Here is a 14,213-nt window from a genome sequence, read left to right as displayed (position 1 = left end):
TGACAATTGACAATTAATTAAAGTATTTTTCTATTTTCTTGATCATCATACTCAGGCAGAACACTACCACGTGGTCACCTGCACGCACCAGCGTGTCTCCGGTGACAAGGATACCTTCACCGTTCCGGATCATACCGCCGATGGTAGTTCCTTTAGGCAATCCCAGATCCTTGATGAGGTGTTTGGTAATTTTAGAGTCTGCCTTTACGGTAAATTCGGCCACGTCGGCATTGGCGAATGTGAGGCATTTTACATTACTGACGTCCGCATCCAGCATCATTTGATAGATGTGGCTGGCGGAAATCATCTTCTTGTTGATTACCGTGCCGATGTCAAGACTCTCCGCCATGCCTATATAATCAATGTTTTCTACTTCTGCCACTGTTTTATTCACACCCATACGTTTGGCGGCAAGGCAGGCGAGGATGTTCGTTTCGGAGTTTCCGGTCAGTGCCACAAAAGCTTCTGTGTTTTTGAGACCTTCTTCGATGAGCAGGTCCATATCGCGGCCGTCTCCGTTGATAATCATGGTACGATCGTCCAGTAATTCTGTCAGGCGGTTGCAACGGTTGAGGTCGTTGTCTACAATTTTCACTTGCATGTAGTCGGGTACATACTGTGCCGTTCGCACAGCAATACGGCTTCCTCCCATGATCATGACATTGCGTACATCGGCATAATCTTCTTTTCCGGCGATTTTCCGGATATAAGGAATGTATTTTCGGGTGGTGGTGAAATAAACGATGTCATTCAGTTTGATGGTGTCGTCACCCCGGGGAATAATAGTATCTGTGCCACGTTTGATAGCTACCACATGATAAGGAATGTTGGGGCTTCCGAGTTGGTGGAGGGGGATGTCCAGAATTTCTGCCTTTTCACGCATTTTGGCACCTATCAGGATCAGTGCTCCTCCGCAGAATTCCCACCATTGACGTACCCAGCTCATACGCATGGAGGATACGATCTCTTTGGCGGCCAGCATTTCGGGGTAGATGAGCGAATCTACTCCTAACTTTTGGAAGAACTCTTTGTTTTTGGGTAACAGGTATTCGTAATTGTCGATGCGTGCTACGGTTTTCAGTGCACCCAGATTGTGAGCCAGCATGCAGGCTGTCATGTTTCGGCTTTCGTCCGGAGTGACGGCGATGAACAAGTCGGCTTCTTTTACGCCTACTTCTTTCAATCCGGAGATGGAAGAAGGGGATGCAGTGACGGTCATCAAGTCAAAATTATTGCTCAAAGTACTGAGCTTCTCTTCGTCGTCGTCCATTAATATGATATCCTGCCGCTCACGGGAGAGCAGTTTGGCCAGATGGGTGCCTACGTTGCCGGCACCGGCAATGATAATCTTCATTTTTGTCTGCTGTTATGCTTCGTTTATTTAGTTACTGAGATGTGCTTTTTCGTCCACAGTTTGTATTTTTATTCCATTACCGTTTATTCTGGCATTTTTTTCCCACTTTTCACCTTTTAGCACTTTCTTGATGCCTTCTTCATCCAGGCCGCAGAGGGCATATAGCTGCGCTGCCGTCCCGTGTTCAATGAAATGATCGGGGATACCGATACGCTGTAGTTTCGGACTGTATCCATGATCAGCCATGAATTCAAGTACGGCACTTCCCATGCCTCCGGCTTTGATGCCGTCTTCTATGGTGATAATGTGGTTGAATCGTGTTCCTATTTCGTGTAGGAGCTCTTCGTCTAATGGTTTGAGAAAGCGTAAGTCATAATGGGCTATACTTTGTTTAGGGTTCTCTTTCTCTACTTGTGCGATGGCATGTGCGGCCGTATTTCCTATCGGACCGATAGTGATAACGGCCAAATCACGGCCCTCTTTTAGTTTTCGTCCCCGTCCTACGGGAATTTCTTCGAGCGGGCACTTCCAGTCCACCAACACTCCCCGTCCACGCGGATAACGGATGACGAACGGCCCTTTGTCCGGTAACTGTGCCGTATACATTAGCCGGCGTAGTTCGTGTTCGTCCATCGGAGAAGAGACGGTCAAGTTGGGGATCGGACGCATGTATGCCAGGTCGAACATTCCGTGATGCGTAGGACCGTCTTCACCTACCAATCCGGCACGGTCGAGACATAGCACGACGGGCAATCGCTGGATGGCCACGTCATGAATCACATTGTCGTAGGCACGTTGCATAAATGAGGAGTAGATATTACAAAAAGGCAAAAGGCCGTCTTTCGCCATTCCTCCGGAGAAAGTCACAGCATGTCCTTCGGCGATGCCTACGTCGAAAGCGCGTCCGGGCATTTGTTCCATTAAGAAATTCATGGAGCATCCTGTAGGCATGGCAGGCGTTACCCCCACGATGCGCGGGTTTTGTTCGGCCAGTTCCACCAGCGTATGTCCGAAGACATCTTGAAAGAGTGGTGGCATTCCGTTCGTATCGGCAATCAGTCTTTTCCCTGTTTCCGGGTCGAATTTGCCCGGTGCATGCCAGATTCCCGGATGCTTTTCGGCCGGTTCGAATCCTTTTCCTTTAATGGTGTGAAGATGCAGTACTTTAGGGCCTTCCATATCTTTGATATCCCGCAAGATACGAGCGATATTTTGTACGTCATGTCCGTCTACCGGGCCGAAATAACGAATGTTCATTCCCTCGAAGATGTTTTGTTGTTGTGCGACGAGCGATTTCAAACTGTTTCCCAAACGGATAAGTGCCTTGCGGCGATCTTCATTTAGGATACCCATTTTGAAGAGCAGTTGTGAAGTCTTGAATCTTAACTGATTGTAGCGGTTGGAGGTGGTAAGGTTAAAGAGATATTGCTTCATTCCGCCCACGCTTCGGTCGATGGCCATATCGTTATCATTCAGTATGATAAGCAGATTGTTAGGGGTGGATGAAACGTTGTTGAGCCCCTCGAAAGCCAGTCCGCCACTCATCGATCCGTCGCCGATGACGGCTACCACATGGCGGTCGCGTTCTCCTTTTTTCATGGCTGCCACTGCCATGCCCAATGCTGCCGAGATGGAGTTGGAAGCATGTCCGCAAGTAAAAGTATCGTATTCGCTTTCTTCGGGTGAGGGGAAAGGCCGGATACCTCCCATTTTACGATTGGTGGAAAAGGTGTCGCGGCGTCCGGTAAGGATTTTATGTCCGTAAGCTTGATGTCCTACGTCCCAGACGAGGCGGTCGTAAGGAGTATTGAACACGTAATGCAGGGCTACGGTGAGTTCTACCACTCCCAGACTGGCAGCAAAGTGTCCCGGATTGCAGGAGACTTCTTTGATGATGTCTTGCCGTAATTCATGACACACCTCGGGTAGTTGCTCAGGCGTGAGTCGCCGCAAGTCTTCGGGGTTATCCAATGCGTTTAGCAAGCTATATGTGGTTTCGTTCTTCATGTTCCGACAGAATTTAGTATGCAAAAATACGAAAAGAAAAGGAAAGACATTCTTTTTTGATGTGAAAAAGCAGTAATGTTATATTTTTGTACGAAAATATTGCGGGGTTGGGGAGAGGTTTCATTTCCTGATAAAAAATGAACCGATTGTTTTTTCCGTTCCGATTTTTTCCCTATTTTCGCGTGATTTGATAAATGTGCCAATGATGAACTTCTCTACCCCTGTTGAATTACCAAAGGGTTTGCCACCTATCACTCATGCGCAACAACTGTTGCTGATGGGCTCTTGTTTTGCCGAGAATATCGGCCGGCAGTTGAAAGAGAACTCTTTTCACTGTGACGTCAACCCTTTCGGAATATTATATAATCCTTTTTCTGTATTGGAAGCATTGCAAGAGATTCTTTCGGGAAAGCAATATACAGCATCCGATCTTTTCTTCTTTCGTGATTGTTGGCATAGTCCGATGCATCACGGGGCTTTTTCAGCAGTTTCGGTTGAGGAGGCGTTGCAGCAGATCAATGATCGTTTACGGCAAGCTCACGACCGGATGAGCCGTACGGACTGGCTGCTGCTGACTTGGGGGACAACTTTTGTGTATCAGCAACGAGAGACGGGGCGTATCGTATCGAATTGTCATAAGCAGCCGGAGAAACTGTTCACCCGTAGAATGTTGACGGTAGATGAGATCGTCGATGAGTATACGCGATTCCTGAAAGAACTTCGAAATCAGAATTCCACTTTGAAAGTGCTTTTTACCGTAAGCCCGATCCGTCATATCCGTGACGGTATGCATGCTAACCAGCTCAGCAAGGCAACGTTGCTTTTAGCAATAGAACAATTACAGAGCATTTTTCCTACCACAATTTTTTATTTTCCTTCTTACGAGATTATGCTTGACGAATTGCGTGACTATCGCTTCTATGCCGATGATATGCTTCATCCTTCTCCTTTAGCAGTAAATTATCTGTGGGAACGCTTTTCCGATGTTTTCTTTTCTGATGAAACAAAAAAGATTATGGATGAATGTGAAAGTATTCGTAAAGCGCTGGCACATCGCCCCTTTCATCCCGACTCTGAGGAGCATAAAAGATTTTTAGGACAAATTGTGTTAAAAATAGAACGACTTAACCGAAAATACCCGTACTTAGAGTTTGAATAATGCCTCGATAATGTGCCAATGTCTCAATAATGTGCTAATGCACCAATATGCTAATGTGCCGATTGTTATGCGGTGTATTGCTATAGCGCAGCTAATTGGCATATGGGCACATGGGCAAATTAATTAATTATTTATGTCATATACGATTGAAACAATAGCCGAACGTATGGGTGCCCGCAGGGTCGGTACCTTGGAAGCCACTGTTGACTGGTTACTTACAGATAGCCGTTCACTCAGTTTTCCCGAAGAAACTCTCTTTTTTGCCCTGACTACGAAACGAAACAAAGGAGCACGATACATCCCCGATCTTTATGAACGCGGTGTGCGGAATTTCGTTTTATCACAAGAGGATTTCGATGAGTGGAGTAAAGAGACGGGAGATGGGAGAATGGAGACGGGAGATGTTGACAGTACACTGACTTCTGATTTTCAACTTTCAACTTTCAACTTTCAACTTTCAACTAAACAAGGGCTTTCTGCTTTTAACTTTCTGATCGTCAGTAATCCGTTGAAAGCTCTTCAGAAGTTAGCCGAACAGCATCGTGAACAGTTTCAGATACCTGTAATAGGTATTACGGGAAGCAATGGAAAAACGATTGTAAAGGAGTGGCTGCATCAGTTGCTCAGTCCTGACCGTATTATTGTGCGTTCACCGCGCAGTTATAATTCACAGATCGGTGTGCCTCTTTCCGTATGGCAGATGAATGAGGAGGCGGAACTGGCCATCTTCGAGGCTGGTATTTCTGAGATGGGAGAGATGCGTGCTTTGGCGAACATGATCAAGCCATCTATCGGTATTCTTACTAATATTGGTGGGGCACACCAGGAGAACTTTTTCTCCTTGCAGGAAAAGTGCATGGAGAAACTCAGCCTTTTTAAAAATTGCGATGTCGTAATTTATAATGCCGATAATGAACTGATAAGCAATTGCGTGGCAAAATCGATGCTTACGGCTCGTGAGATAGCTTGGAGCTGCAAGGATGCCGAGCGTCCTCTATATATAAGCAAGATATTGAAGAAAGAAGATCATACGGTTATTTCATATCGTTATCTGGAAATGGATAATACCTTCTGTATCCCTTTCATTGATGATGCATCTATCGAAAATTCACTCAATTGCCTGGCAGCCTGTCTTTATCTGATGATGCCTGCCGATCAGATAACAGAACGAATGGTACGTCTCGAGCCCGTGGCCATGCGTCTGGAGGTGAAGGAGGGAAAGCAGGGATGTATACTTATCAATGATAGTTATAATTCCGATTTGGCTTCACTTGATATTGCTCTTGACTTTCTGGTACGTCGTTCCGAAGCAAAAGGAATGAAACGTACGCTTATCCTTTCGGATATTTTGGAAACCGGACAGAGTACGACGACACTTTACCGTAAAGTGGCCCAATTGGTACAAAGCAGGGGCATTGAAAAGATTATCGGTGTGGGACCTGAAATTTGTTCCTCTGCTGCACGCTTCGATATGGAAAAGTATTTTTTCCATACTACGGACGAATTGATGGCATCAGAACTTCTGAACGGCTTGCACAATGAAGTGATTTTGATAAAGGGTTCGCGTGCATTCAACTTTGATTTGGTTTCGGATGCTTTGGAACTGAAAGTGCATGAGACGATACTGGAAGTGAATCTGGGTGCTATGGTAGCCAACTTGAATCACTATCGTGCCATGCTCCGGCCGGAAACAAAAATGGTCTGCATGGTAAAAGCTTCTGCTTATGGAGCCGGCTCTTATGAAATAGCTAAGACTTTGCAGGAACATCGGGTAGATTATTTGGCCGTGGCTGTGGCTGATGAAGGAGCGGAATTGCGCAAAGCAGGCATTACCTCTTCCATTATCATCATGGATCCGGAGCTAACCTCTTTTAAAACGATGTTCGATTATAAACTCGAACCCGAAGTATATAACTTCCATTTGCTCGATGCATTGGTGAAGGCTGCCGAGAAAGAAGGTATTACCAATTTTCCTGTGCATATTAAGTTGGATACTGGAATGCACCGTCTTGGATTTGCCGAAGGGGACGTTCCTCTGTTAATACGGCGGCTGAAGAACCAGAATGCATTGATTCCACGCTCGGTATTCTCACATTTTGTGGGGAGCGATTCTCCTCAGTTTGATGCCTTTACACGTCAGCAAATTGAGATATTCGAACGCGCCTCGGTTGAATTGCAACGGGCTTTTCCGCATAAAATTCTGCGTCATATCTGCAATACGGCAGGAATTGAGCGTTTTCCGGGTGCGCAGTTTGATATGGTTCGTCTGGGTATCGGACTGTATGGGGTCAGCCCCATTGATAATTCGGTCATAAACAATGTCAGTACATTGAAAACTACTATTTTGCAGATACGTGATGTCGCGGCCGAAGATACGGTGGGGTATAGCCGTAAAGGACATTTGGAGCGTCCGTCACGTATTGCGGCCATTCCTATCGGTTATGCCGACGGGTTGAATCGTCATTTGGGATGCGGACATGCTTACTGTCTGGTTAATGGAAAAAAAGCCCCTTATGTAGGCAATATTTGTATGGATGTCTGTATGATCGATGTGACCGGCATCGACTGTCAAGAGGGAGATCCTGCTATTATCTTCGGAGATGACTTGCCGATTACCGTATTATCTGATGTGCTTGATACGATACCTTATGAAGTACTTACGAGCGTTTCAACGCGGGTGAAGCGAGTGTATTATCAGGATTAGGAAATTAGGGATTAGTGATAAGTGCTTAGTACTATGCAGTGTAACAGCGCGGCCTGTTAATCACTGATCGCTTATCACTAATTCTCAAAGTTCTTTTTCTCTTTCTAACGAAATCACTATATTTGTCCCCAAACTTATATATACTTTACTATCTTATGACAAACTTATTATTATTAGGCTTTTTACCCAGTGGTTCCGAATGGATTATTATTGCCCTCGTGATCCTTTTGCTTTTTGGTGGAAAGAAGATACCCGAATTGATGCGTGGCCTTGGTAAAGGCGTAAAGAGTTTCAAGGATGGTGTAAACGAAGCGAAAGAGGAGATTAATAAAGCGAAAGACGAGATCGACGAACCGGCTAAAACAACAGACAAGGATAAGAAATAGCCATGGCTGAAATGACTTTCTGGGACCATCTGGACGAGTTGCGCCGGGTGTTGTTTCGTGTCATTGGAGTTTGGTTTGTACTGGCGGTGGGATATTTCATCGCTATGCCCTATTTGTTTGATAACGTAGTGCTGGCTCCTTGTCACAATGACTTTGTGTTTTATGACCTGTTACGATACATCGGCAAGACGTTTGATCTGACAGATGATTTTTTTACACAGGAGTTTCAGGTGAAACTGGTAAATATTAATCTGGCTGCTCCTTTTTTTATACATATGTCTACGGCATTCTGGATGTCGGTAGTGACGGCCATGCCTTATATCTTTTTTGAGATATGGCGGTTTATTAATCCGGCACTCTATCCAAATGAACGTCGTGGTGTACGGAAAGCACTGACAATCGGTACTTTTATGTTTTTTCTGGGAGTATTGCTGGGATATTTTATGGTGTATCCGTTGACACTTCGTTTCTTGTCCACTTATCAGCTTAGTGCAGAGATAGAGAATGTAATCTCACTCAATTCATATATAGATAATTTTATGATGTTAGTGCTCTGCATGGGGTTGGCATTCGAGTTGCCTTTGGTGACGTGGTTGCTTTCGCTGTTGGGGCTTGTCAATAAATCGTTCTTGAGAAAATACCGTCGGCATGCTATCGTCATTATTGTGATTGCTGCTGCCATCATTACTCCTACAGGAGATCCTTTCACGTTGAGTGTCGTGGCGATACCGCTTTATCTACTTTACGAGATGAGTATTCTGATGATTAAGGATAAACCGAAAACGGAAATCGAAGATGAATAATTATTCAATGTAGTGATATATCATTCGGTATAGACTTCCAAGTGCCTGTTTGATATTTTTCGGGTATCGTGTTCACCGTCCATATGCTTGGTGCTTACGATCCGTATGCACCGTGCATACGAGTTATAAGCACCGTGCATACGGGTCGTAAGCACAGATGCAGGAAAACGAGAGTAGCCTTTCACCCTGCATTGCCGATGAATAGGGCGATTAAGCAAAAAGGTGAAGTTGGTAAATTCTAGGTGGATAATGTGCCAAAATGGTCGGAATCTTATACAAAGAAAGTCGCGTAACGAATAGCTTTTCATGGAAAGCCTCCTAAACATATATTACTGACACTCATTCGTTCCGATGTTTTCTGCAACTTTTGCATTAGTGGGTGAGCTGAAGTAGTTTGGTTAATTTTCCCAATTTTTTCAATTGGTAGAGCCGGGGATGCTCAAAATGTTCTACTACTTCATGCTGCCACATTATTTCGAAAGGTATATGCATCGCATAGCCACCGAGAGCCAATACCGGCTGGATATCTGATTTCAGCGAGTTGCCCACCATTAGAAACTGATTGGGAGTTATTCGTAGATTTTCTATAAGTTTGGCATATTCTTTTTCTGTCTTGTCTGACATAATTTCCACATGGTCAAAGTAGGGGGAGAGACCGGAGCGTTGCAGCTTTCGTTGCTGATCCAGTAAATCTCCTTTGGTGGCCACTACTAATTGATAGCGTTTACTTTGTTTTAGAATATTTAAGGTCTCTTCGACTTCGGGCAGTAACTCTATCGGCATGTCCAGTAGGGATTTACCTAAAAGAAGAACCTTTTCTATTGTTTCTGATGGCACTTTCTGCTTACTGATGCGCAATGCGGTTTCTATCATCGATAGCGTAAATCCTTTTGCACCGTAACCGTAACGTTCCAGATTGTCCATTTCTGTGTGAAACAACTCGGCAGATATCTCTTTGGGCTCTCCGTAAGAACTTAATAATCCGGTATATTCTCGTTCTATATCCTGGAAGAACGGTTCATTGCTCCAAAGTGTATCGTCTGCATCGAATGCAATTATTTTTATCTCTTTCATCTTTTTCGTATGTTTACGGCACAAATTTAAATAAATAATTTCTGAAGTTAGCAAGATTGGAAAAGTTTGCTCCGGTGGGTGTCCTTATCTTTGCTGCGTGAAACAATCAAAGAATATGGAACAAAGAATGGCGACAACCCAAGAGTATCACCAGTGTGTAAATAGGGTGGTGGAGTATATCAACAATCATTTAGGTGAAGAAATAGATTTGGAAAGACTGGCCGAAATTTCTCATTTCTCGCCTTATCACTTTCACCGCATTATGAAAGCATTTTTAGGTGAACCGTTGGGAGCATTTATTGTGCGTACAAGAATCGAGACCGCAGCCCGATTGTTACGTTATAGTACAATGCCTGTAAGTGATATTGCTTATCAGATAGGATATGCTTCTCCTTCGTCGTTGTCGAAAGTCTTTAAACAATTTTATGGTATTTCACCCAATGAATATCGAAACAATAAAGACCACATTATTATGAAACCAATGGAAGTGAATCCGGAACTGGATGTGACAATGGAAGTACGTGAACAACAGCCGAAGCAGGTGATTTATGTTCGTTTGACAGGCGCATATATGGCTTTGGCATATTGCGAAGCATGGAAAAAACTGTATGCTTATGTAAATGAAGAGAAGATATATACCGGATGTATGGAATATATTTGCATATTTCATGATGATCCGAAGGTGACCGAGACTAAGAATTTGCGGACAGATGTTTGTTTTACTGTTCCCGTAGCAGTACAACCCAAGGGTGAAATAGGTGTGAAGGAAATTCCGAGGGGAAAATATCTGGTATTTCGCTATAAAGGACCTTATTCTAATCTGGGAGCGGTGTATGATACGATTTATGGGCATTGGATTCCCGAAAGCGGCTATAAGATCAGTGATGCACGTGGTTATGAGGTGTATCTGAATAATCCGGGTAATACGCCTCCTGAGGAGTTATTGACAGAAATTTGTGTGCCGGTGGAGTAAATACTTGATACAGAAATATGAAAATGAAAAAGCCTCTTCTCTCGAAGCGGCTTTTCTTGTTTACTTGCTTTGAAAAAATTGAAAAGGCAGTAAACGTTAAAGCGAAAAAAAGGGAAGTCTCACGACTTCCGCAATTCTTCTAACCTTAAATCTAAATCTCTATGAAAAAAACGTGATGCAAATATAGCGGTTTGTTCATTATTTAGGTGTTAATAAAGCGCATAAAGAGAGAATAAAAATTAATAACCTTCCGTATTATTTCGAAAGATCCTTGCTTATTCGTCCATTCTGACTGTTGAGGGCATTGATTTCATCAAATTATCGTAAATGGGATTCAGTTTCAGTAGATTGGGAACTCCTGTAATAAACATCTGTTTTCGGGCACGGGTCATTGCTACATTTAATTTTCGGTCTACCAATATTCCGTTGTCCACCGTTAAGTTCGAGAGGAATTTGAGTTGGTAAGGGTAGTTGACACAGAACGAATAAATGATGACATCCCGTTCACTCCCTTGAAAACGTTCGACTGTGTCGATAAGTATCCTGTTAAGCATCGGAATGTTTAATCGGGCAATTTCTTGTTTGATGAGTGCTATCTGGCTACGATAAGGAGTGATAATACCCAAAGTTTGTGCTGTGTTGAATTCTTTTTCGTTTTTTTGATAAACGTCTAATGCCAGTCGGGCAACGATACGAGCTTCGGAACGATTCGTTTTGGCCGGCGCTCCTGCGGGTTCCGGTTCGGACGGATAGAAAGCGAGGCGCGTGATGCCTGCTGAATTTTCCAGTTGATGAGGTAATCCTACGGGTAACAGGCGCCCTTCGTAGAAAGTACGGTTGGCAAAAAGGGCTACTTCGGGGTGCATACGTCCTTGTCGGCAAAGCATGTCGGAGAGAAGTGAGGCGGGAGAAGTGAAATGGGGATAGGGAGATATATTATCTTTGGAGGGATGGGAGTAGTTTTGGGTGTTGCGGTAAAGACGCTCAAAAAGAGAATCTTTAAGGTTTGTTAGTCCGATGGCACGCAGTGTTTCATTGTGTATTTCAGATTGATCTTCACGTTGAAGAACGACGGCTGGGAGCTGTTTGTGATCGCCTATAAGGATAAATTTGCCAATGGCATTATCCCCCGACATACTACGGGCACAAAGGATACCCAATAACTGAGGTTCAAGAATCTGAGTTGCTTCATCGACAATGGCTACATCGAATTTTTTCAGGCGGAAGAGTTCTGGCTTGCCGGAAATGGAGGCTACTGTACCTATGAATATCCGGCAACGTGTAATACGGTCGGTCACTTCCGAACGGCGCATACAAGCTGACAGTTCATTTTCTATCAGATGGCTGCGATAGGTCTCGTCACAGGACAGTTCGCTGCCTATGCGGATAAAGTCCACTTTGGGGCGGATGGAAGAGAGTGATTTGCAAATCTCATCTACGGCACGGTTGGTATACGATAACAGAAGTATCTGTGCCTGTTCGTCCTGGTGGAAGGTTTCTACCATTTTTTTGAGGGCACAAGAGGTCTTTCCTGTTCCTGGAGGGCCTATCAGCAGAAAATAATCTTTGGCCGCTTGTGCTTTAAGGGCAACACGGGAGAAATCATCGGTGGCGGCAGTGATGCGGGGAATGAACGATTCGTCAAAGGCAGGGGAGCGTTGGGCGAGAAGCAGATCCCGGCGGTCTTTTGTTGCCGACGCAAAAGCTGACAGTCCGTAGTACATATTGCGGAAAGTGGTATCCATTGTGTCATGTTCGATGGCATACAGGCTGTCAGGGGGAAGGACAGAGGAATTCTGCTGACTGGCGCGTAGGCGGATATGTATCTCTTCTTCAGTGATTGTTTCGATATTACCTTTAAATACCATTTTGTTGGTGACATTATCGGTAACTGCATTGCGTTCGTACAACACTATGGAGTCTCCTTGCCGGAAGTTGGGTAAAGCTTCTTCCCGGAGTATTTCTCTGGATAAGATGATAGTGGCTTTATGCTCGTCGGCTGCGTGATTCTCTTTGATGCGCAGGTCATAAAGAATTTCTCCGGCTTCTGATTTTTCGGCAAGTGTAGAAAGCCATAAGGCAGCAGCTCCTGTACGTCCTTCGTAGTCTACGTCTCCGGATTTGGAGGTATAAAGCTCTTTGGTTATAAAATTATACAGGGCATAGAAATAGGTTTGTTCCAGAGGAGAAAGAGCGGCGAGATGTTGTGCGAATATATCAATGGAGGGACGCAGGTATTGTTCCCAAAAACGGCTTTGTAATCCCCGTTCATTGAGGGTTTGTGCTTGGATTGACTGTAATTTGGTAGCAGTATATTCAAGGCTGTTATGTAATTGTATACCGTATTCTTCGGCTACGATGCGATTTCGAAGGTTGATTACCCGGCGTACCATAGCCCATGACGGGCGGGCCGGATAGAGCAGAGGATAACGTGTATAAAGCAGGTAAGCCTTTACGCGGTGGTGGTCCATCTTCATTGAATATTGAAGTACCGCCTGGTAGAGTAACATCTGTACTTTGTTGTTTTCTTTCGGTTCTACTTTATTACGGATACTGTATTCGTCTCCTTTACCGGATTTCATTTCAATGAATGACGACATATCCCGTTGCATATAGTCGAGACGTCCTTGTAAACCAAGTGCTTCACAAATGTACGAAGGTTCGAGTACGGCATCCCTCTTATCCATTTCATATCCGGGGGCATGGAACGTTTCGGTTACTACTTCCCGGATGTGTTCAAAGTGCATTTTGCAATCTTCAAAGAATTGACGCTCCTTTTCCTTATCTTGTAGATCGGCGCAGGCAGCCAGTTCAATGGGGTAACGGCGGAAGGCCTTTTGCATACACGAAAGGTAGTCTACTTCTCCGTTTGCGTGGATCCATTCGTCCAGAAAGAGGTTGGCTATATTTCCTAATAATAATGGACGCGCATTTTCAATGGGTTGTAAACGTGCCAGAAAATAATTGGCCGGATGATGACCATACTCCCGGAAACACTCGGCGAGCGAGCTGATATCTATCAGATAGTCCGGTTCGAGAACGATGAAAGCAGGATTGAGTATTCCGTTGTCGTCTACGTTTATATCCAGGAGGTTGAGCTGTGCATGCTGCCAAAGGAGTTTGCATGTTTCTGCAAACTCTTCGTTGAATTGGGGGATATTGTAGCGCACCCGTAACGGTTCATCGGCGATACTGTCCAGTGGTGTTACATATAGGAAATGTTCATCGGAATGTTGGAAGCATACCCGCATACGTTCTATTTTTCTGCGAGTGGGCGGAGCGATGATATAAGTGGGATCTGTTTTGGGCAGCAATCTATATAATTCATCCGGAATGTCGGTTCCCGAGAGTTTTTTCAGGAAAAAAGCGAGAGTCTTTGCGTCGCGCAATAATTTTTCCCGTTCGGGCTCTGTTCTACGGTTCAGTACGCCATTTGAAGTCAGGCGGAAAGTATGCAGGCGATTCTGTTCTATGGCTGATAAACCGATGCGTGCAGCTACAAAACTGATTCGTGCGGACAGGTCGGTCATTTGCAGGCTTTCGTTCTGCATCTGGCTACGGCAGAGGCGTTCGAGCAGGTCACGCATTTGTTTATAGGCTATGTCGAGCTTGTTATCATCGATGCGGCAGACAGTCAACAAAATATCAAACGATTCTTTTATCTCCTTATTTTCCATGCATGCAAAGATAATGCAAACCGAGAGTAGAATAAAATAAACAAGTTCATTTTATTATGTTAGGGTGTAGTTTGCC

The 14,213-nt window shown here is 44.4% G+C and carries 9 protein-coding genes; 5 read left to right on the top strand and 4 right to left on the bottom strand.

Going from position 1 to position 14,213, the window contains the following annotated elements; genetic code table 11:
• Window positions 1-13: 13 nt before the first annotated feature.
• Together trkA and dxs are read right to left on the bottom strand one after the other, a co-directional pair.
• The gene (gene trkA, locus HMPREF1532_RS04920) at window positions 14-1,354 is read right to left on the bottom strand and encodes a Trk system potassium transporter TrkA (protein WP_005925671.1); all 1,341 of its coding nucleotides are present in this window, start codon (window positions 1,352-1,354) and stop codon (window positions 14-16) included.
• A 27-nt stretch (window positions 1,355-1,381) separates the two neighbouring features.
• A complete protein-coding gene (gene dxs, locus HMPREF1532_RS04915) occupies window positions 1,382-3,361 on the bottom strand; it encodes a 1-deoxy-D-xylulose-5-phosphate synthase (protein ID WP_005925668.1) in 1,980 nt (659 codons plus the stop codon).
• Window positions 3,362-3,566: 205 nt separating this feature from the next.
• On the opposite strand from dxs, the gene HMPREF1532_RS04910 reads away from it, so the two are divergent.
• The 4 genes from HMPREF1532_RS04910 to tatC all read left to right on the top strand — a co-directional run bounded on the left by HMPREF1532_RS04910 (window position 3,567) and on the right by tatC (window position 8,413).
• Window positions 3,567-4,520 (top strand): GSCFA domain-containing protein, encoded by a 954-nt coding sequence (locus HMPREF1532_RS04910; protein ID WP_005925665.1) that lies wholly within the window; start codon window positions 3,567-3,569, stop codon window positions 4,518-4,520.
• A 133-nt stretch (window positions 4,521-4,653) separates the two neighbouring features.
• Window positions 4,654-7,224, top strand: coding sequence for a bifunctional UDP-N-acetylmuramoyl-tripeptide:D-alanyl-D-alanine ligase/alanine racemase (locus HMPREF1532_RS04905; protein WP_005925662.1), 2,571 nt, complete (start codon window positions 4,654-4,656; stop codon window positions 7,222-7,224).
• Between the two features lie 155 nt (window positions 7,225-7,379).
• Window positions 7,380-7,610, top strand: coding sequence for a Sec-independent protein translocase subunit TatA/TatB (locus HMPREF1532_RS04900; RefSeq protein WP_005925659.1), 231 nt, complete (start codon window positions 7,380-7,382; stop codon window positions 7,608-7,610).
• Between the two features lie 2 nt (window positions 7,611-7,612).
• Entirely contained in the window at window positions 7,613-8,413 is an 801-nt protein-coding gene (gene tatC / locus HMPREF1532_RS04895; protein WP_005925656.1) for a twin-arginine translocase subunit TatC, read from the top strand.
• 372 nt (window positions 8,414-8,785) lie between these two features.
• Here the strand turns inward: tatC and HMPREF1532_RS04890 are convergent, their stop codons facing one another.
• Window positions 8,786-9,487, bottom strand: coding sequence for an HAD family hydrolase (locus HMPREF1532_RS04890; protein ID WP_005925653.1), 702 nt, complete (start codon window positions 9,485-9,487; stop codon window positions 8,786-8,788).
• A 115-nt stretch (window positions 9,488-9,602) separates the two neighbouring features.
• On the opposite strand from HMPREF1532_RS04890, the gene HMPREF1532_RS04885 reads away from it, so the two are divergent.
• A complete protein-coding gene (locus HMPREF1532_RS04885; protein ID WP_005925650.1) occupies window positions 9,603-10,460 on the top strand; it encodes an AraC family transcriptional regulator in 858 nt (285 codons plus the stop codon).
• Window positions 10,461-10,735: 275 nt separating this feature from the next.
• On the opposite strand, the gene HMPREF1532_RS04880 is transcribed toward HMPREF1532_RS04885, so the two are convergent.
• Complete coding sequence (locus HMPREF1532_RS04880; RefSeq protein WP_005925647.1) at window positions 10,736-14,137, bottom strand: DEAD/DEAH box helicase; 3,402 nt, start codon at window positions 14,135-14,137, stop codon at window positions 10,736-10,738.
• Window positions 14,138-14,213 lie beyond the last annotated feature (76 nt).

This window comes from Bacteroides salyersiae WAL 10018 = DSM 18765 = JCM 12988, assembly GCF_000381365.1.
GTDB lineage: Bacteria > Bacteroidota > Bacteroidia > Bacteroidales > Bacteroidaceae > Bacteroides > Bacteroides salyersiae.
Note: the sequence above shows the minus strand (reverse complement) of the source record. Positions and strands in the feature narration are given on the sequence as shown.